14 protein-coding genes are annotated in these 19,534 nt (G+C 44.9%); 10 read left to right on the plus strand and 4 right to left on the minus strand.

Going from position 1 to position 19,534, the window contains the following annotated elements; all coding sequences use genetic code 11:
• Together L1D55_RS15345 and L1D55_RS15350 are read left to right on the plus strand one after the other, a co-directional pair.
• Window positions 1–277, plus strand: a 277-nt coding sequence (locus L1D55_RS15345) for a transposase (protein ID WP_239918044.1), incomplete at its 5' end; no start/stop codon positions are given.
• Window positions 278–668: 391 nt separating this feature from the next.
• Window positions 669–1,238 carry an outer membrane beta-barrel protein gene (locus tag L1D55_RS15350; RefSeq protein ID WP_239918045.1) on the plus strand — a complete coding sequence of 190 codons (570 nt, stop codon included), beginning with the start codon at window positions 669–671 and terminating at the stop codon, window positions 1,236–1,238.
• Window positions 1,239–1,382: 144 nt separating this feature from the next.
• Here the strand turns inward: L1D55_RS15350 and L1D55_RS15355 are convergent, their stop codons facing one another.
• Complete coding sequence (locus tag L1D55_RS15355) at window positions 1,383–2,096, minus strand: MipA/OmpV family protein (RefSeq protein WP_128162605.1); 714 nt, start codon at window positions 2,094–2,096, stop codon at window positions 1,383–1,385.
• A 396-nt stretch (window positions 2,097–2,492) separates the two neighbouring features.
• Here L1D55_RS15355 and L1D55_RS15360 point away from each other — a divergent pair, with 396 nt between their 5' ends.
• The 3 genes from L1D55_RS15360 (at window position 2,493) to L1D55_RS15370 (ending at window position 7,374) form a co-directional block, all read left to right on the plus strand.
• A complete protein-coding gene (locus L1D55_RS15360) occupies window positions 2,493–4,427 on the plus strand; it encodes a PrkA family serine protein kinase (RefSeq protein ID WP_004737402.1) in 1,935 nt (644 codons plus the stop codon).
• Between the two features lie 101 nt (window positions 4,428–4,528).
• On the plus strand, window positions 4,529–5,800 hold the full coding sequence (locus L1D55_RS15365) for a YeaH/YhbH family protein (RefSeq protein WP_004737401.1): 1,272 nt from the start codon (window positions 4,529–4,531) through the stop codon (window positions 5,798–5,800).
• Window positions 5,801–5,811: 11 nt separating this feature from the next.
• Window positions 5,812–7,374, plus strand: coding sequence for a SpoVR family protein (locus tag L1D55_RS15370; protein ID WP_171366621.1), 1,563 nt, complete (start codon window positions 5,812–5,814; stop codon window positions 7,372–7,374).
• A gap of 175 nt (window positions 7,375–7,549) precedes the next feature.
• On the opposite strand, the gene sohB is transcribed toward L1D55_RS15370, so the two are convergent.
• Entirely contained in the window at window positions 7,550–8,617 is a 1,068-nt protein-coding gene (gene sohB, locus L1D55_RS15375) for a protease SohB (protein WP_239918046.1), read from the minus strand.
• Window positions 8,618–8,754: 137 nt separating this feature from the next.
• On the opposite strand from sohB, the gene L1D55_RS15380 reads away from it, so the two are divergent.
• The 4 genes from L1D55_RS15380 (at window position 8,755) to L1D55_RS15395 (ending at window position 15,042) form a co-directional block, all read left to right on the plus strand.
• On the plus strand, window positions 8,755–9,495 hold the full coding sequence (locus L1D55_RS15380; RefSeq protein WP_017629695.1) for a YciK family oxidoreductase: 741 nt from the start codon (window positions 8,755–8,757) through the stop codon (window positions 9,493–9,495).
• A 154-nt stretch (window positions 9,496–9,649) separates the two neighbouring features.
• Window positions 9,650–10,357: a translesion DNA synthesis-associated protein ImuA gene (imuA, locus tag L1D55_RS15385; RefSeq protein ID WP_128159959.1), complete on the plus strand. Its 708-nt coding sequence runs from the start codon at window positions 9,650–9,652 to the stop codon at window positions 10,355–10,357.
• 3 nt (window positions 10,358–10,360) lie between these two features.
• A complete protein-coding gene (locus tag L1D55_RS15390) occupies window positions 10,361–11,833 on the plus strand; it encodes a DNA polymerase Y family protein (RefSeq protein WP_239918047.1) in 1,473 nt (490 codons plus the stop codon).
• A 116-nt stretch (window positions 11,834–11,949) separates the two neighbouring features.
• Window positions 11,950–15,042 (plus strand): error-prone DNA polymerase, encoded by a 3,093-nt coding sequence (locus tag L1D55_RS15395; RefSeq protein WP_239918048.1) that lies wholly within the window; start codon window positions 11,950–11,952, stop codon window positions 15,040–15,042.
• Window positions 15,043–15,357: 315 nt separating this feature from the next.
• On the opposite strand, the gene L1D55_RS15400 is transcribed toward L1D55_RS15395, so the two are convergent.
• Both L1D55_RS15400 and L1D55_RS15405 read right to left on the minus strand, forming a co-directional pair.
• Window positions 15,358–16,299: a chemotaxis protein CheV gene (locus tag L1D55_RS15400; RefSeq protein ID WP_004737394.1), complete on the minus strand. Its 942-nt coding sequence runs from the start codon at window positions 16,297–16,299 to the stop codon at window positions 15,358–15,360.
• A 167-nt stretch (window positions 16,300–16,466) separates the two neighbouring features.
• On the minus strand, window positions 16,467–17,684 hold the full coding sequence (locus L1D55_RS15405) for an ROK family protein (RefSeq protein ID WP_239918049.1): 1,218 nt from the start codon (window positions 17,682–17,684) through the stop codon (window positions 16,467–16,469).
• A gap of 319 nt (window positions 17,685–18,003) precedes the next feature.
• Here L1D55_RS15405 and pyk point away from each other — a divergent pair, with 319 nt between their 5' ends.
• The gene (gene pyk, locus L1D55_RS15410) at window positions 18,004–19,449 is read left to right on the plus strand and encodes a pyruvate kinase (protein ID WP_239918050.1); all 1,446 of its coding nucleotides are present in this window, start codon (window positions 18,004–18,006) and stop codon (window positions 19,447–19,449) included.
• Window positions 19,450–19,534: the final 85 nt, after the last annotated feature.

Here is a 19,534-nt window from a genome sequence, read left to right on the forward strand (position 1 = left end):
CTGGGAGGTATGGTGGGCACAAGTGCAAGAAAGTGGCTGGGAGGTATGGTGGGCACAAGTGCAAGAAAGTGGAATTAAGCCATTGAAAGAGTTCGCACGAAAACTGAGGCCTTATCTTCACGGTATTATTGGATCGGCAAGTTATCCGCTCAACACCTGCACATTGGAAGGGATAAACAACAAAATAAAGTTAATCAAGCGAATGGGGTATGGGTATCGAGATACAGACTACTTCTTCTTGAAGATAAAAGCGGCTTTCCCCGGAAAGCCGCGATGAACCAAAAATAAGCCTCAGCTTGGCTTGAAACGTTTCAAAAAAGGGTTACTCATCACGAGTAACCCTTTTTTAATGTCTGTATACAAGAGAGAAAACGGGAACTATTTAGCGACGTGGATATGAAGTGAGCTTTACATACAGAAAATGGAGATGAAACATGAAGGTAAGATATTAAACATCGAACTGTTTCCGATTAATTTCTCTGATATCGACCATTAACTAATGAGCGTAAGTTAATGACTTATAAGTAACAAGGTCATTCACCTTTATTAATTCTATATCGAGGCTTTTAATACAAATTAAAGATCACCACATCCATTTTGAACGGCGTTTTTTATTTTAAAGAAGTCGCTAGAATGCTCTGCGAAATTTATTAACCAGAGCGATAAAAATGAGAAAATTCATCCTTGCATCACTAGCCATTCTGTCGACTTCATCTTTCGCAGCTAACGACATGTACGCACTTGGTGGCGTTGGTATTAACGAAGACGATACCGGTCTACAATTCACTGCCGGCTCACAGATTCTTAATACAAATTTTCACCTTGAATCAACAATGAATTACATAGATTCCGACAGCAACGAGGTTGTGTCAAACGCACACGGTGGCCTAACTAAGTACAAAGGCAATTTGAAGCACTTCAAAATGTCCTTAGCTCCAATGTATAAGTATAGCTTCGATGAGTCTTTTGCTATCTACGGCAAAGTCGGTCTGGCTTATTCAAACGTAAATGCTAAATCCACAATAACGAACGAAGACTGGTCAGCAAATAATAAGTATTCAAATAGCGAATGGGGCGCAACTTACGGCATCGGCGCTGAGTTTAAGTCTATACAACCAATGTTTGGCAATTCGAAGTTTATGGCTCGTGTTGGTTTCGATTGGTGGGACTTCACCTCAGGCAGTGTGAGCCTTATTGATGAAGGCACTCTAGGTCTACAAGCCGGTTTCACTTTCTAAGGTATTAAATAGAAAAGCATTACAGCCATTGCACAGATCATCGTAATAACGATTTTTGGTGTTTTGACGTTAACCGCGCTGTACTTCACATAAATAAAAGGGCTACTCATCATGAGTAACCCTTTTATGTTTTCTTATCTTTAGCTAGAAAACGTAAGCAACACCGACGTTTGCCGCCATATTGATGCCGCTTTCTAAGATTGGACTGTTCTCGATATCGCCCTCTAGATTGGTGTAACGAACGCCACCAGTTACTCGAACATTCGGCGTTACATGTAAGTAACCACCTAAACCAATAAAGTATTGGCCATCCCAGTCAGCGTCGAATTCGTTTAGATTCGTTCTTGCAGCTTCCGCTGAACTCACACCGTACAAGTGATTGTTCAAGCGCTCACTGTTGTAAGCGTAACCAATTGAAGGCGTAATCGCCCAGCCATTGCGGCGAATAGGTAGACGCCAAGCTGCTTCAGCGTAAATACCGTTATGTCTAAAACCTAAGTCGGAACCCGCTGTTGCTTCAAACATACCCACCAACGTAATCACTTGATAGCTGACGCCACCTAATACCGAAGCTTTACGTTCATCTAGTTTTTGGATATCCACATTGTCTGAGTCACCTGGCTTTAATGTTCTTGGATCATAAACCGCTCGAAACACAATATTCTGAGGTGAGCCTGCTGGTAACAAACGATAGCCAGCACTAAATCCACGCATAAAAAAGTGTTCGCCTTCGTAACCAATCATAGGAATGACTGCGCGATTTGACGGCGTGTCTTTGTACACAGCAGGAGAATAAGAAGCAGCCACACCCAATGACCATTGTGATATTTTTGCGTGTGTAGCAGTCGCCATGAACATCGTTGTTCCAACAATGGCGATTTTTAACCAAAGACTCTTCACTGTTTCTACCTATTTTTTAAGCGATTTCTGATAACGCTGCGCATTATATGGTACTTCATTCCATGAAATCAATAGAACCCAGTGATGACTCTAATATACATAAATACAGTGTGGGAATTACAAAATTGCTAAAAAACACAAAACAAAAGGCCGAAACCCTTCGTATATAAATTTATTTGATTCTGCGCGCATCAAGTTGCCGACTGCTTTCGCGACTCATTCAACACGCAAAATTGTAAATAAATACATAATTGTTAAGCAAAATTGTGGAAGCGGGTCTAACCTTAAAATGTAGGGAGAGCCTATTTTTCAATCGCTCGTCAGTTTTGACTGGTTAACAAGGGGAATGTGACTATGAGTATATTTGACCACTATCAATCACGTTATGAAGCAGCCAAGGAAGAAGAGCTGACACTGCAAGAGTTCTTGGCGCTGTGTAAAGACGACAAAAGTGCTTACGCCAACGCCGCGGAGCGCTTACTTCTGGCTATTGGCGAACCTGAGGTTATTGACACCGCGCAAGACCCTCAACTAAGTCGCATTTTCTCTAACCGAGTTATATCTCGTTACCGCGAATTCGAAGATTTTTATGGTATGGAAGACGCGATTGAACAGATTGTTTCTTATCTAAAACATGCTGCGCAAGGTCTAGAAGAACGCAAACAGATCCTTTACTTGCTGGGTCCTGTGGGCGGCGGTAAATCATCGCTTGCTGAAAAGCTAAAAGCTCTGATGCAAAAGCTACCTATTTACGTACTTTCTGCTGACGGTGAACGAAGCCCAGTCAATGACCACCCGTTCTGTCTATTTGACGTCAATGAAGATGGTGACTTACTGAAAAACGAGTATGGCATCGAAAAACGCTATCTTCGTTCGATTATGTCTCCATGGGCTGCAAAACGCCTACATGATTTCGGCGGCGACATTTCTAAATTCAAAGTCATCAAGCTACGCCCTTCTATCCTCGACCAAGTGGCGATCGCGAAGACAGAGCCTGGTGATGAAAACAACCAAGATATCTCTTCCCTAGTTGGTAAAGTAGATATCCGTAAACTAGAACACTTCTCTCAAGATGACCCAGATGCCTACAGCTACTCTGGTGCGCTATGTAAAGCTAACCAAGGTCTGATGGAATTCGTAGAGATGTTCAAAGCACCGATTAAGGTACTACACCCTCTACTAACAGCAACTCAAGAAGGTAACTTCAACGGTACTGAAGGGCTTTCTGCGCTGCCATTCGACGGCATGATTCTAGCTCACTCGAACGAATCCGAGTGGCAGACATTCCGCAACAACAAAAACAATGAAGCCTTCCTAGACCGTGTGTACATTGTAAAAGTGCCTTACTGTCTACGCGTTTCTGAAGAAGTTAAGATCTACAAGAAACTGCTTGAGCACAGTGAACTGTCGAACGCACCATGTTCGCCAAGCACACTCGACCTGCTATCGCAATTCAGCATCCTATCGAGACTGAAAGAGCCTGAGAACTCATCTCTGTTCTCGAAAATGCGCGTTTACGATGGTGAAACCCTTAAAGACACCGATCCAAAAGCGAAGAGTTATCAAGAGTACCGTGACTACGCAGGCGTAGACGAAGGTATGTCTGGTCTATCGACTCGTTTCGCCTTTAAGATCCTATCTCGCGTGTTCAACTTCGACCAAGCCGAAGTGGCTGCGAACCCGGTTCACCTGTTCTACGTCATTGAACAACAAATTGAACGTGAGCAATTCCCGCAAGAAACCGCCGAGAAATACCTTGAGTTCTTGAAAGGATATCTAGTGCCACGCTACGTAGAGTTCATCGGAAAAGAAATTCAAACCGCTTACCTAGAGTCTTACTCTGAGTACGGTCAGAACATCTTCGACCGCTATGTAACCTACGCAGACTTCTGGATCCAAGACCAAGAGTACCGCGATCCAGAAACAGGTCAGCTATTTGACCGTGCTTCTCTAAATGGTGAATTAGAGAAAATCGAGAAAACAGCCGGTATCAGCAACCCTAAAGACTTCCGAAATGAGATTGTGAACTTTGTGCTTCGTGCCAAGGCGAACAATAACGGTCAAAACCCAGTTTGGACCAGTTACGAGAAACTGCGCACTGTGATTGAGAAGAAAATGTTCTCCAACACAGAAGAGCTACTTCCTGTTATCTCGTTCAACGCTAAGACCTCAACGGATGATCAGAAAAAGCACGACGACTTCGTTGCTCGTATGATGGAAAAAGGCTACACCGAGAAACAAGTGCGACTGCTATCTGAGTGGTATCTAAGAGTTCGTAAATCCTCATAACCAAACGGTATAGAGCTGCTCAAATGGGCAGCTCATACCAACCAATAACTCTTATACCCGAGTAAAAGTAGGATCGCGACATCAGCTGAGAGGGAGTTCTTATGGCACAATTTATCGATCGGAGGCTCAATGGCAAGAATAAGAGTGCTGTAAACAGACAGCGCTTCTTACGACGCCATAAAGAGCAAATCAAAGAATCTGTGGCCGATGCAGTCAACCGACGCTCAATCACCAATACTGAAACTGGTGAGGACGTCACTATTCCTCATAAAGACATCAAAGAACCAAGCTTTCACCAAGGCCAAGGTGGCGTAAGAGAACGCGTGCACCCTGGTAATGATCAATTCATCACCGGCGACAAAATCGAGCGCCCGAAAGGTGGCGGTCAGGGTGGTGGGTCAGGCCAAGGGGATGCAAGCCCAGATGGTGAAGGTCAAGATGAGTTTACTTTCCAAATATCAAAAGACGAATACCTTGATATTCTGTTTGAAGATCTCGCTCTGCCTAACCTAGAAAAAAATCAGGTCAACAAGATCACTGAATGGAAAACCCACCGCTCTGGTTACCAAAGCGCAGGTATTCCATCCAACATCGCGATTGTTCGTTCACTGCAACAGTCACTTGCTCGTCGAACCGCAATGACAGCAGGTCGAAAACGCGATTTAAAAACGCTAATGGATCAACTCGATCAAGTTCAAATGACCGAGCCCGCTCAACCGTTTGAAGAAGCTCGAATCAAGGAAGAGATCGCCGAGCTACGTAAAAAAATCGATAGCGTGCCGTTCATCGATACCTTCGATTTACGTTACAAAAACTACGAGAAACGCCCTATTCCATCTAGCCAAGCGGTGATGTTCTGCTTGATGGACGTGTCTGGCTCGATGGACCAAGCCACTAAAGACATCGCAAAACGTTTCTATGTGCTGCTGTATCTATTCCTTAATCGCACCTACGAAAATGTCGATGTGGTGTTTATTCGTCACCATACTCAAGCCAAAGAAGTCGACGAGCATGAGTTTTTCTACTCACAAGAAACCGGTGGCACCATTGTATCGAGTGCCTTGAAGCTGATGAAAGAAATCGTTGCTGACCGTTACCCGGCTAATGAGTGGAACATCTATGCAGCGCAAGCTTCTGATGGTGATAACTGGGCAGATGACTCACCTCGTTGTAAAGAGTTACTGGTCAATACGCTTCTGCCGACTTGCCAATACTACTCGTACATCGAAATCACGCGTCGCTCACACCAAACGCTCTGGCATGAGTATGAGAAGTTAGAAGCAAGCTTCGACAACTTCGCCATGAAAAACATCAAAACAGTGGATGATATCTTCCCTGTGTTTAGAGAACTGTTCCAGAAAGAGACAGCGTAAGGGGGCTTGCCATGACAGCGAAATCAAACGTTGCAGAGAAAGACAAAGCTGCACCAAAAAACAACGACAAGATGCTGCCTGACGGTCCAGATTGGACGTTCAACCTCTTAGAGCGATACCACGTGGAAATTAAGCGTGTGGCGCAGCATTACCGACTAGACACTTACCCTAACCAAATCGAAGTGATCACTTCTGAACAGATGATGGACGCGTACTCGAGTATCGGTATGCCAATTAATTACAACCACTGGTCATTTGGTAAGAAGTTTATTCAAACAGAACAAAACTACAAGCATGGTCAAATGGGGCTCGCGTATGAAATCGTGATCAACTCAGATCCTTGTATCGCCTACTTAATGGAAGAGAATACCGTGACAATGCAAGCGCTAGTAATGGCACACGCTTGTTACGGCCATAACTCTTTCTTTAAGGGGAATTACCTGTTCCAAACATGGACAGATGCAAGTTCAATCATCGACTACTTGTTGTTCGCTAAAAAGTACATCAATGATTGTGAGGAGAAATACGGCGTTTCAGAAGTCGAACAACTTCTCGATTCTTGCCATGCGCTAATGAATTACGGCGTCGACAGATATAAGCGCCCAGAGAAGATCTCCATCGCAGAAGAAACCGCTCGCCAAGAAGAACGTGAGGCTTACCTGCAATCTCAAGTCAACGAACTGTGGCGCACAGTGCCACAAAACCGCGACAAAGAGGAAGAGCAAAAAGTACGCTTCCCAAGCGAGCCACAAGAGAACATTCTTTACTTCATTGAGAAGAATGCGCCTTTACTGGAGCCTTGGCAGCGTGAATGTGTACGTATTGTTCGTAAGGTCAGCCAATACTTCTACCCTCAGAAACAGACTCAGGTAATGAATGAGGGCTGGGCAACCTTCTGGCACTACACCATTCTCAACCATCTGTACGATGAAGGCTTAGTGAGTGATAAGTTCATCTTAGAATTCCTACATAGCCACACTAGCGTGGTCGCACAACCCGCCTACAACAGCCCTTATTTCAGTGGCATAAACCCATACGCGCTTGGCTTTGCGATGTTTAGAGACATCCGTCGTATCTGTGAAGAACCAACCGATGAAGACAGAGAGTGGTTCCCGGAACTGGCAGGGTCAGATTGGCTAGAAGCGGTGCACTTTGCGATGCACAACTTCAAAGATGAAAGCTTCATCAGCCAATATCTTTCTCCGAAAATCATTCGAGACTTTAAGCTGTTTGCTGTGCTCGATGATGACCGAAAAAATACCATTGAAGTGAGTGCAATTCATGATGACCCGGGCTATCGCCTGATCCGTGAAAAGCTAGCCGCACAATACAATCTCAGCAACCTTGAACCCAACATTCAGGTGTTCAATGTAGATGTACGCGGCGATCGTTCAATGACACTCCAATATGTCCCTCATGACCGCATCCCTCTTGATAAAGGCTACGACGAGGTGATGAAGCACTTATATCGCTTATGGGGCTTTGATGTGATTTTAGAAGAGGTCAAAGACACAGGTCATAGGGAAATTCTGACTACTTGCCCGAAACGTAATGATTACGGAGCAAAAATCTAATACCCATCGCTGTTAATCGGTGATGAGTATAAGACTCCGCTCCCCCTACAACATAGTGGTCACCCGCTCGGAAGTGGAGCAACAAAAAAGCGCATAAGTCCTAGACTTATGCGCTTTCCTTTTAAGCTTCTTTTGGCTCTTGCTTCTTGAGCTCTAGCGTCTTAAACGAACACTATTAAACGATCGGCTTTTGACCGCGTTCAATCAGCTTCATCAGCACGCTGTCTGCAGATTTACCTGCCACGCCTGCGAGCTTGTCTGACAGCTTTTTCTTCTGTACATAGTGAATCGCTAGCACTGTCTTGTCTTTGCATGCTTCAACAACTAGGTCATCAGAAGTGCGGATCTCATCCACCAGCCCAAGTTCATGAGCTTGCGTACCAAACCAGTGTTCACCCGTCGCCACTTTATCAAGATCAAGTGCTGGACGGTGGTCGCGAATAAAGGCTTTGAATAGACCATGTGTCTCTTCTAGCTCTTCTTTAAACTTCTCACGAGCTTTATCGCTGTTCTCACCAAACATAGTCAGTGTGCGCTTGTACTCACCTGCTGTTAGCTGTTCGAACTCGATATCGTGTTTTTTAAGCAGCTTGTTAAAGTTTGGCAGTTGAGCGATCACACCAATAGAGCCAACGATAGCGAAAGGCGCTGACACAATTTTGTCTGCAATACAGGCCATCATGTAGCCGCCGCTTGCCGCAACTTTGTCTACCGAGATAGTCAGAGGCAGACCTGCTGCTTTGATACGATCAAGTTGAGAAGACGCCAAACCGTAGCCGTGAACCATGCCACCACCAGATTCAAGCTTAAGTAAAACTTCATCGCCTTCACGAGCAACAGCCAGAACCGCCGTTACCTCTTCACGTAATGAAGCCACTTCTTTCGCATCAATGCTGCCATTAAAATCAAGAACGAATAGATGTGGTTCACGCTTGCTATCAAGCTCACCCTCTTTCGCTGCTTTTTTCACTTCTTTACCGCGTGATTTTACTTTCTCTTTTTCCGCTTTCTTTTCTGCTTTATCACGGGCTTTGATGAAAGCATCATCGTGTAGATGGTGCTCTAATTGTTCGATTGTCTGTTTATGGTGTTCAGATAGGTTCGTGATTTCCAGCTCACCTTTAATCGCGCTTGATTTTCCACCCACAGATTTAGCAATGACTAAAATTGCGATGATGGCGATTACAACGGTCGCAATCTTGGCTAAAAACAAGCCGTAGTCCAACAAAAATTCCAATGTCATATCCCCTAATGTATGAATTAGTGTATTGTAACCATCTTGTCACGATTACCAAGAATTTCTCATCATTCCTGCGGTTATCTGTGTGATTAAACATCAATGGAATGGCGAACATAATAAAAGAAAGAAGGATAAGCACAGTGGATTACCCAATCTCTACAGATGCCCTCAAAGATAAAGTAATTTTGGTTACTGGTGCTGGTGCCGGTATTGGACGCCAAGCGGCACTAAGCTTCGCTCAACATGGTGCGACGGTTATTCTGCTAGGCCGCAATGTTAAAAACCTTGAATTTATTTACGATGAAATCGAAAGTGCTGGTTACCCACAGCCTGCGATCATCCCATTAGATCTAAAAGGCGCGACAAAACAGAACTACATTGATATGGCTGAAACCATTGAGTCACAGTTCGGTCGTTTAGACGGTCTACTTCATAACGCTGGCGTTCTCGGTACTCTGAGCCCGTTTGAGCAGATTGATGAAGAGACTTTTGATGATGTTATGCAGATCAATGTGAAGTCTGAATTCTTGATGACTCAAGCACTTCTGCCTGCTCTTAAGAAAGCAGAAGCAGGTCGTATCGTATTTACGTCTTCTACCGTTGGCCACTCTGGCCGTGCATTCTGGGGCACTTACGCGATCTCTAAGTTTGCTACCGAAGGTATGATGCAAATCCTAGCGGATGAGCTTGAAGACACTAACATCCGTGTTAATGCAATCAACCCAGGCGGCACTCAAACACGCATGCGTGCAAAAGCGTACCCAGGCGAAGATGCGAACAAGCTGAAAACACCACTAGACATCATCCCACTGTACCTACACTTAATGAACCCAAGTGTGACAGACATTAATGGCCAATGTATCGACGCTCAACCTAAGTAGTTGATATTATAACCAATCGTAAAAAGTCGCTTTAATAGCGGCTTTTTTTGTATCTAAATCAATCTACTAGCACTTACTTCTGCTAATTATCATCATTTTGCTTTGCATCTTTTTCATTGTCAAATATACTGTATAAATATACAGGTGTTTGATTATGCATGAACTCATAAAAAACTTACAAGACCGCCAGCTAATCTGGAAAGGGCTACAATCAACAACGCTAGGAAGTACCACTTCAACAGGCTATCCGCAATTGGATAAACAGCTTGATGGTGGTTTTCCGACACACGGCGTTATTGAGGTTGAATCACAACAAGGGATCGGCGAACTTCGTCTGCTTACGCCCTATTTAGCTCAGCAAAACTCACAAAAGCTGGCCATATTCATTAACCCGCCAGGGAAGATCTGTGCCGAGTTTTTTAGTAGCCAAGGAGTCGAGCTTGATAACATCTTGGTGATCGAGCCTCAGCGCGATCTCGATGCACTATGGGCTGCTGAGCAATGCCTCAAGAGTGGTGCTTGTCATTCTGTATTGTTATGGGGAGCCGATCTCGAAATCCACCAAACCAAGCGTCTGCAAGCTGCAAGTGAAACCGGTAAATGCCTGCAGTTTCACTTTAAATCCACCAGCCATAACCAATTATCCCTACCCGTTTCTTTAAGCATGAAGCTCTCTTCTCATGCTCAGGGGTTAAAGGTTGAGGTAACAAAAAGAAAAGGCAGCTGGTCGTATGGCAGCTTTATTCTCGACATGACCCACAATTGGCCGTTACTAACAGAGAAAATCATCAGCATCGACAGCTCACACCGTGCCTTGTCTGATAATACTGTGCTGGCTTTTCCTATTGCGAAGCAAGGCTAACGTATGCTGTGGCTGTATCTGCACTTTCCATCTCTGCAATTGGATACCTTGTTTAACTCAAGTGAATCGAGCTCAAACAAAGAATCACATGAGCAACCCATTATCATCGTGGATGAAAAAGATCATCGTGTGCTACAAGCTAATCAAGCCGTACAGGAATCAGGCATCACACTGGGTATGGGATTAGGGTCAGCGGCCGCGCTTTGCCATCACTTACACGTTCACCCTTACAGCATTGAGCTTGAGAAAAACAAACTGAAAGAGATTGCTCAATGGGCATATCTGGTGACTTCCGACATGACCCTGTTGCCACCCAATGGCTTATTGATTAAAGCTTCTAATATGCTATCGCTTTACGAGGGGCTGGATAACTACTGGCATGAACTTAAAAGCCATATTGAAGCTCTCAACATTAAGTTCAGTTTTGCCACTGGCTACTCACCGCTGTCTGCGATCCTTTTGGGCAAACAAGCGATCAACCAAGTAACAGACAATGTTCAACAGATGAAGGCTTGGGTTAACCAACAAGCATTGAGTTCTAGTGAATTGCCACCTAAGCAAGTTGAGCGCTTAAATCGTGTCGGCATTAATATCGTTGAAGAGCTATTGAAGCTGCCTTTACAAGAGGTCGCACGTCGCTTTGATATCGACTTGGTCAACTATGTTGGTCGTCTTAATGGGCAGTTCAAGCACCCAATTGATTTCTATCACCCACCAGAGAGCTTCCAACAATATTTGGAGCTGCTGTTTGATATTGAGCACATCCTGTTCATCGAAAAGCCTTTGCTGAAATTGTTGGATCAGCTCGAATGTTTTTTAAGGTTACGTGACCGAGTAGCTTTCGAGTTAACGTTGACTCTGCACCTCAGGGATAAAGACGACCACCATATCTCTTTCTATTCAGCACAAGGCGACTACCTTGCTGAAAAATGGGCTAACCTTACCCATCTCACCTTAGAGTCACTCAAGCTCACTGCCCCCGTTCAAGGGCTTACTCTCTCGTTAACTCGTCATGGTGAACCTCAAATGGCCTACCATGATCTTTTTGATGGCAATACCGGGACACTTGCTGCGTTAGATCTACTGTCACTGTTACAGGCAAAGCTCGGACAGGCATGCATTCAAACACCGAAAATACAGCAGGATCCTAGGCCAGAAAAAGCCAATCGCTACTCGCTTCCAACCCTGAGTAAAACCGTAGCAAAGAAAAAAGCCACCGTTGAGGTTGTGGAACAAACAACGCCAACTCTCAACATAGGTCAGCAGCGACTCAGGCCCAGCATTTTGCTGCCGGAGCCAGAAGCCTTAACCGAGAACGTCACTTTATCTCAGGGGCCTGAACGTATTGTTTCTGGATGGTGGGATGGCGAGAAAATCATTCGTGACTATTTTATTGCTCACAGTGAAAACGGGCGATGGTTGTGGGTATTTAGAACACCAGATAAACAGTGGTTTTTACACGGCTTATTCAGCTAATCCACACTTACTCAGCTAACCAATAAAGAGTTGAATCGCTAACCCGCATCATTGACTCAATTTAAACGCCCCTTTTTCAATCATGTTTACTCGCAATGATTAAGTGAGATTCCATTATGTCTCAGCAATACTCAGAGCTTTTCTGCCAAAGTAATTACTCCTTTCTTGAAGGAGCTTCACACGCGGAAGAGCTGGTGTTACAGGCCGACTTCTTACGTTACAAAGCACTCGCGGTCACCGACGAGTGCTCAGTGGCAGGCATCGTTAAAGTTCACTCTGCAATCAAGCAACACAAACTGTCGCTCAAGCAGATTGTCGGGAGTATGTTTTGGCTAAATGAAGAGTGCCAAGTGGTTTTGCTGTGCCCAAATAGGAAGGCCTATGCTGAGCTGTGCCGTATTATTACTAACGCGAGACGCCGTAGCAGCAAAGGACATTATCAGCTCTCTGAGTGGGATATCATGTCGGCTAAGCACTGTTTCATTCTGTGGCTTCCTCAACAAAAAGCTGAAGACGCCCATTGGGGACAATGGCTTTCACAACATCATTCCGGTCGATTGTGGATTGGTTTACAACGACACCTAAAGCAGACCGATCAACAGTACATCGATTACTGTGTGGGGCTGTCACATCATCATCACCTGCCAATAACAGCTTGTGGCGGTGTGTTAATGCACAATGCTAACCGTCTGCCCTTACAGCACTCACTCACTGCGATTAAATACCAAAAGCCCATTACCGAGGTGGGTCCCCATCTGTTAGCGAATGCCGAGCGCTGTTTACGAAGCATCAATAAGCTCTCTCATATCTTTAAAACAGAGTGGCTAGAAGAGAGCAATCGCATCGCTGAGCTGTGTGACTTTGATCTGGATAGCTTGCGATACGAATACCCTAGTGAGCTGATCCCTCAAGGTGAAACTCCCATGAGTTATCTGCGCATGTTGGTCGAGAAGGGCAAACAGGCTCGCTTTCCACAAGGTGTCCCTAGTGACATTCAACAGATCATCGATAAAGAGCTAGGGCTCATTGACGAGCTCGACTACCCTTTCTTCTTCTTGACGATCCACGACATTGTCATGTTTGCCAAAAGCCAAGGTATTCTTTATCAAGGTCGAGGTTCAGCGGCCAACTCTGTGGTTTGTTACTGCCTAGAGATCACCTCGGTCGACCCAAGGCAGATCTCAGTGCTGTTCGAACGCTTCATCAGTAAAGAGCGTGATGAGCCGCCCGATATTGATGTCGACTTTGAGCATGAACGCCGCGAAGAAATCATCCAGTACATCTATAAAAAGTACGGTCGAGAACGTGCAGCGCTTGCTGCTACGGTCATTTCTTATCGCTTCAAAAGTGCAGTAAGGGATGTAGGTAAAGCATTGGGGCTGCAAGAAACCCAGCTTGATTACTTCATTAAGAACACCAACCGCAGAGATAAAAGCCTAGGCTGGCAAGCTCAGCTCACGCTATTAGGGCTGCAACCTGACTCTTTAAAAGGTAAGCAGTTTATCCATTTGGTTAATGAAATTATCGGTTTTCCACGCCACTTATCTCAACATGTGGGCGGCTTCGTGATCTCCTCTGGCCCCTTGTATGAATTGGTGCCTGTCGAGAACGCGGCAATGCACGATCGCACTATTATTCAATGGGATAAGGATGATCTTGAGACTCTGGGGCTGCTTAAGGTAGATGTGCTCGCACTCGGTATGCTGTCTGCAATTCGAAAATGCTTCGACCTGATCAAGCGTATTCATGGCCGCTCGTTAACGATCGCAGAGATCACTCGCCTTAAGGATGATCCTCAGGTGTACGGCATGATTCAGCGAGCAGACACCGTTGGCATATTTCAAATTGAGTCACGAGCACAAATGAGCATGCTGCCAAGGCTCAAGCCAAGGACCTACTACGACTTAGTAATTCAAATCGCTATCGTACGTCCAGGTCCAATTCAAGGTGACATGGTGCACCCTTACCTCAAACGTCGTGATGGTATTGAGCCAATCAGCTATCCATCGAAAGAGGTTGAATCCGTCCTATCTCGCACTATGGGAGTACCTATATTCCAAGAACAAGTGATAAAGCTCGCTATGGTCGCCGCAGGGTTTACAGGTGGTGAGGCGGATCAGCTCAGACGCGCGATGGCTGCTTGGAAGAAAAACGGAAACGTATTTAAATTTAAAACCAAGCTCATTGAAGGCATGCAGAAGCGAGGCTATGACATTGAGTTTGCAGAACAAATCTTTAAACAGATATGTGGTTTTGGTGAATACGGCTTCCCGGAGAGTCACTCCGCTTCGTTTGCAGTACTCGCGTATTGTTCAGCTTGGTTAAAATGCTATTACCCAGAGTGCTTCTACGCCTCCTTACTGAATAGCCAACCGATGGGGTTCTACAGCCCATCGCAATTGGTACAAGATGCTCAGCGACATAATGTGGTGATACTTCCTGTATGCGTGAATGCCTCTCAAGACAATCACACAGTTGTCTCTCAGCAAAATGGTTTAGCAATACGTTTAGGGATGAGACAAATCAAAGGCTTGAGTGAACATGGTATTCAGAGTGTGCTCGCTAACCGGCCGAGATCGGGTTATCGCCACCCTAGCCAGGTAAAACAGTTATCAATCAACAAGAAAGACATTGAGCTACTTGCTTCAGCAAATGCGCTTCACAACGTTTCAGGAGACCGCTTTCAAACTCGCTGGGCGATAATGGACTCGGCCTCTGACCTACCCTTGTTCAGCCAAATCGATGACAGCTTTGAAAAGGCTAATGACGAACAAGGATTGCAACAACCCAGTGAGATGCAGGATTTACTTGAGGATTTCACCAGTGTTGGGATCTCCTTGAATAAGCACCCTATTACGTTACTGGAAGAAGCCAACCGATTAGGTCGCTTCACTCATATGAAAGACTTAAAACAACAACGACATAAATCCATGGTCACCGTTGTTGGGCTTGTGACTGGCAAGCAATCACCCGGAACCGCAGCTGGCGTCACCTTTGTCACACTGGAAGATAATACGGGCAATATTAACGTAGTGGTATGGGGAGCAACGGCGCGCGCTCAACAGCAAGCATATCTCACAGCTAAGGCGTTAAAGGTGCAAGGCATCTTAGAAAAAGAAGGTGAAGTGGTACATGTGATTGCAGGAAAGCTTATCGACATTACCGATGAAATCGTTGGCTTAAAAACCAAGTCGCGAGACTTTCATTAACAACTCAACCCACTGTTTTATTTAGGTAAAGAGAGAAACGAAAAAGGGAAGCATCTGCCTCCCTTTATTTCAAATTGTTGAGTTATACCTCAACGTCAGCTTCCGTACGTCTTTTCTTAAATTCCCTATATAGTAATAAGCTTAAAGTCATTACAACTTTAGACGTTAACCATATCATTAAGAGGAACTACCTTAGATTGTGCGTGAAAAGTTACGTTAGTAGTAATGCATATTTCGTGACGATTAATATGCAGCGTCAATAATAGCAAACGTTTTCTATAAGGTCACTCAAAACAAACCGACTGACGGTATAATTTACAAAATCTGACGCATACGCTCTTGAGTTACCTCAACCAACAAGTCAGGTTGGAACTTAGAAATGAAGCGGTTACACCCTACTTTTTCCACCATTGCTTCATTAAAACTTCCGCTTAATGAAGTATTTAGCGTAATAAACAGGTCGTGCATTCTCGGGTCAGAGCGCACTTCGTGAGTCAGTTTGTAGCCATCCATCTCAGGCATTTCAGCATCAGTGATCATCAACAGTATTTCTTGATTGATGTCTTTACCTTCGTCACACCAACCTTTGAGTAGGTTCAATGCTTCTAAACCGTCACAACATTCAATAATGTTCAAACCCAATTGTGACAAGGTACCTTTGATTTGGTTACGCGCGGTTGAGGAGTCATCAACGATAAGTACATTACGCCCTATCATCTCTTGAGCTAACTGCTCATCTAACACACCTTCAGAGATCGATACATCGTAATCGATGATCTCAGCCAACACCTTTTCAACGTCGATGATCTCAACGATTTTGTGCTGATCTTCTTCTTGAATATGCGTGATAGCGGTTAGGTAGTTGGCGCGACCCGTTGTCTTTGGTGGCGGCTGAATTTCTGTCCACATTGTATTGACGATATTACGAACCTGCCCAACCAAAAAGCCTTGTACCGTTCGGTTGTACTCCGTAATGATCAAGTTACTCTCTTGCGATTCAGCACGCGATGGTGGAAAACCAATGGCACTGCGCAGATCAATCACAGGCACAGATTCGCCTCGCAAAGAAGCGACACCCGTAATGTGATGATGAGATCCAGGTAAACGAGTAAGTACCGGCACTTTTAGCACTTCTTTAACTTTAAATACGTTAATCGCAAATAATTGACGACTATTTAAGCTGAATAACAAGAGCTCCAGACGGTTTTCACCAACCAGTTTCGTTCTCTGATCAACCGAATTTAAAACGCCAGACATACAACACCTTAGTGACAAATAATAACTGTGGCTACAATAGCCTACTTCAATAGGTTAAAGCAAAGCGCTAATGCACAGAATGCTTAAACTAAGTACAACAAATGCTGTTATACAAAGCTTAAGTACATGGAAAGGTTCGGGGGAAGGCTAAAAGAAGAGAAAAAGAGTTAGCCTTCAATAACTTTCATTAACAACTGACCGTCATAAAGGGCTTGCTTGATAAGCGCAGCACCAGGCATCGTTGCTTGTTTGTAGAATCGAGATTCCACCAACTCTAAATCTTGGTGGTAAACCGACAAGCTCTGCTCTTCGATACACTTTTGAATCGCAGGATACAGAACGCTCTTAGCTTGGTTGATGACACCACCGACTAAGATTTTCTCTGGGTTAAACAGGTTAATCACAATCGCAATTGCTGAGCCTAGGTAACGGCCTAACTGCTCAATCACTTCAACCGCCAGTGGATCACCATCAGCCGCAGCAGCACAGATTTGTTCGATCGTAACATCTTCAAAAGCAGTCAGCGTGGATTCCTCACCATTGGCTAAACGCTCTTTAACTTGCTCACGAATCGCCTGTGAACTCGCGACCGTCTCTAAACAGCCTCGGTTACCACAGTGACACAGCTTGCCTTCATTATCGATCTGGATATGCCCCAGTTCACCGATGTTGCCGTGACGACCTTGCAAAACGCGTCCATCAAGAATAATCCCGGCACCTAAACCGTGGTGGATGGAGATTAAGACAGAGTTATCATTGTCTTGAGAGTTACCAAACAGCTTCTCCGCCAGTGCCCAAGCGCGAGTATCATTGGCAATAAAAACCGGCAAGCCCGTCTCTTTGTAGATCTCAGGGCCCAAAGCTAAATTTTCGACATTGTAATGCGGCATTTGCAACACAATACCCTGCTCTGAATTCACGAGACCAGGGAGCGTGATCGCAATACTGGTTACCCTATCGAGCTGCTCAGCATAAGTTTGGAAGAATTCGTCGATTTCGTGGAGAAGGCGTGCAAGCACATCATCTTGGTCACGTTCGTGAATGTCGATCTTAGTATCGATAAGTACATCGCCACCCAATTCATGAAGCGCAATAGTAAGATACCCACGTCCAAGACGCATCGACAAGAACTGCCAACCTTCGTTATTAGTTTGCAAGCCCACAGCAGGACGTCCACGAGTTGTGGCTTCTTGAACCGTCGTTTCGTGGATAAGGTGAGCTTCCATGAGTTCACGGGTAATTTTGGTAATACTCGCCGGAGCCAACTCACTTTGTTTGGACAGATCGATACGAGAAATAGGACCTTTAAGGTCAATTAGTTTATATACACGACCAGCATTGACCTGTTTGATATGATCAATATGGCCCGGTTGAGCCATGTACATTTTACGCTCCAAAAATCATCAACGGGATAATTTTTTTACTTTGCGAAGTAATTGTGAAGTCACTTGGTATATCGCCGTGACCAGTATCACGTATATACATGAATCTTTGTGTATCTAGTCAAATAGTTTAAGAAAAGTTAACACCCACATCGATAAATTGAGACTTAATTTTCATAAAAAAACATCACGTCTGAGTACCAAGTTCAATAAATAACAGTAAATACAGAAATATCCTCCTAGCTCCCAATAAATTATCAATTAATGCATATACTTAATTCAGTCTTCTAAAAAGATTACTGGCCTCACTCTAGGAGTATTCATGACAGCTGAATTAAGAAAAACGAAAATCGTCACAACGCTAGGCCCCTCTACCGATAAAGGCAACGTGCTTGAAGAGATCATCAAAGCCGGTGCCAATATTGTTCGTATGAACTTCTCCCACGGCAGCAGCGACGACCATATACAACGTGCAGAAAAAGTCAGAGCAATCGCAAAAAAACTGGGGACACAAATCGCTATCCTCGGCGACCTTCAAGGTCCCAAGATTCGTGTGTCGACATTCAGAGATGGAAAAATTCAACTGGCTGTTGGTGATGAGTTCACTCTCGACAGCAGCCTAGGTTTAGGTGAAGGCGACCAGCAAGCCGTTGGCCTCGACTATAAAGAGCTGCCGAATGATGTTTCCGCCGGCGACATTCTGTTGCTTGATGATGGACGTGTGCAACTCAAAGTCACCAAGGTTGAAGGTTGTCGCGTTCATACCGAAGTCATCATTGGTGGCCCGTTATCCAACAACAAAGGCATCAACAAAAAAGGCGGGGGGCTTTCTGCAGAAGCGCTAACCGACAAAGACAAGCGAGACATCGTCACCGCAGCCCAAATCCAAGTCGATTACCTAGCCGTCTCTTTCCCACGCAATGGCGAAGACATGCACTACGCTCGACAACTTGCGCGTAAAGCAGGCTTAGAAGCTCACCTTGTCGCTAAAGTCGAACGAGCAGAGACGGTATCGACCGTTGAGAACATGGATGACATCATAATGGCTTCAGATGTGGTCATGGTGGCTCGTGGTGACCTCGGAGTAGAAATTGGAGACCCTGAGTTGGTCGGTGTACAAAAACAGCTTATACGCCGCGCTAGGGCCCTTAATCGCACTATCATCACTGCAACTCAGATGATGGAATCAATGATCTCTGCTCCAATGCCTACCCGTGCTGAAGTAATGGATGTAGCGAACGCAGTACTTGATGGCACTGACGCAGTAATGCTGTCTGGTGAAACCGCTGCCGGACAATACCCAGTAGAGACAGTAAAATCGATGGCTGAAGTGTGTGTGGGTGCTGAGAAAATGGCGAACGTCAACCAATCCAACTACCGAATTGACCGCACTTTCGTGACAGCGGAAGAAACAGTATCAATGGCAACCATCTACTCTGCTAACCACATGGAAGGCATTAAAGGCGTAGTCACGCTGACTGAGTCTGGGCGCACTGCTTTGATGATGTCTCGTTTAAGTGCTGATATGCCTATCTACGCTCTATCTCGTAACGAAGGAACACTAAACCGTTGTACCTTGTATCGAGGAGTAACCCCTATCTATTTTGAGACAGAAGCCAAAGACAGCTTTGACATTGCACTATCAACACTTGCTTGCCTAAAAGAGAAAGGACACCTCAAGTTTGGTGATCTCGTGATCATTACTCAAGGCGATATCATGGACGTGGCTGGCTCAACCAACTGTATGAGAATCCTACCTGTCACCTAACTCTCAGCGCAGCGGATAAAGCCAATAAACAGCGACAACATGAGATAAAAGTAAAAGGGTTATCGAACTAAGTTCAATAACCCTT

This window comes from Vibrio sp. Isolate22 (assembly GCF_022398115.1).
In the GTDB taxonomy this organism is placed as follows: Bacteria; Pseudomonadota; Gammaproteobacteria; order Enterobacterales; family Vibrionaceae; genus Vibrio.

Bases quoted from the DNA above. Each gene is read 5' to 3' on its own strand.
- L1D55_RS15350 (WP_239918045.1), top strand. From the start codon at position 669: ATGAGAAAATTCATCCTTGCATCACTAGCCATTCTGTCGACTTCATCT.
- L1D55_RS15355 (WP_128162605.1), bottom strand. From the start codon at position 2,096: ATGTTCATGGCGACTGCTACACACGCAAAAATATCACAATGGTCATTG.
- L1D55_RS15360 (WP_004737402.1), top strand. From the start codon at position 2,493: ATGAGTATATTTGACCACTATCAATCACGTTATGAAGCAGCCAAGGAA.
- L1D55_RS15365 (WP_004737401.1), top strand. From the start codon at position 4,529: ATGGCACAATTTATCGATCGGAGGCTCAATGGCAAGAATAAGAGTGCT.
- L1D55_RS15370 (WP_171366621.1), top strand. From the start codon at position 5,812: ATGACAGCGAAATCAAACGTTGCAGAGAAAGACAAAGCTGCACCAAAA.
- sohB (WP_239918046.1), bottom strand. From the start codon at position 8,617: ATGACATTGGAATTTTTGTTGGACTACGGCTTGTTTTTAGCCAAGATT.
- imuA (WP_128159959.1), top strand. From the start codon at position 9,650: ATGCATGAACTCATAAAAAACTTACAAGACCGCCAGCTAATCTGGAAA.
- L1D55_RS15390 (WP_239918047.1), top strand. From the start codon at position 10,361: ATGCTGTGGCTGTATCTGCACTTTCCATCTCTGCAATTGGATACCTTG.
- L1D55_RS15395 (WP_239918048.1), top strand. From the start codon at position 11,950: ATGTCTCAGCAATACTCAGAGCTTTTCTGCCAAAGTAATTACTCCTTT.
- L1D55_RS15400 (WP_004737394.1), bottom strand. From the start codon at position 16,299: ATGTCTGGCGTTTTAAATTCGGTTGATCAGAGAACGAAACTGGTTGGT.
- L1D55_RS15405 (WP_239918049.1), bottom strand. From the start codon at position 17,684: ATGTACATGGCTCAACCGGGCCATATTGATCATATCAAACAGGTCAAT.
- pyk (WP_239918050.1), top strand. From the start codon at position 18,004: ATGACAGCTGAATTAAGAAAAACGAAAATCGTCACAACGCTAGGCCCC.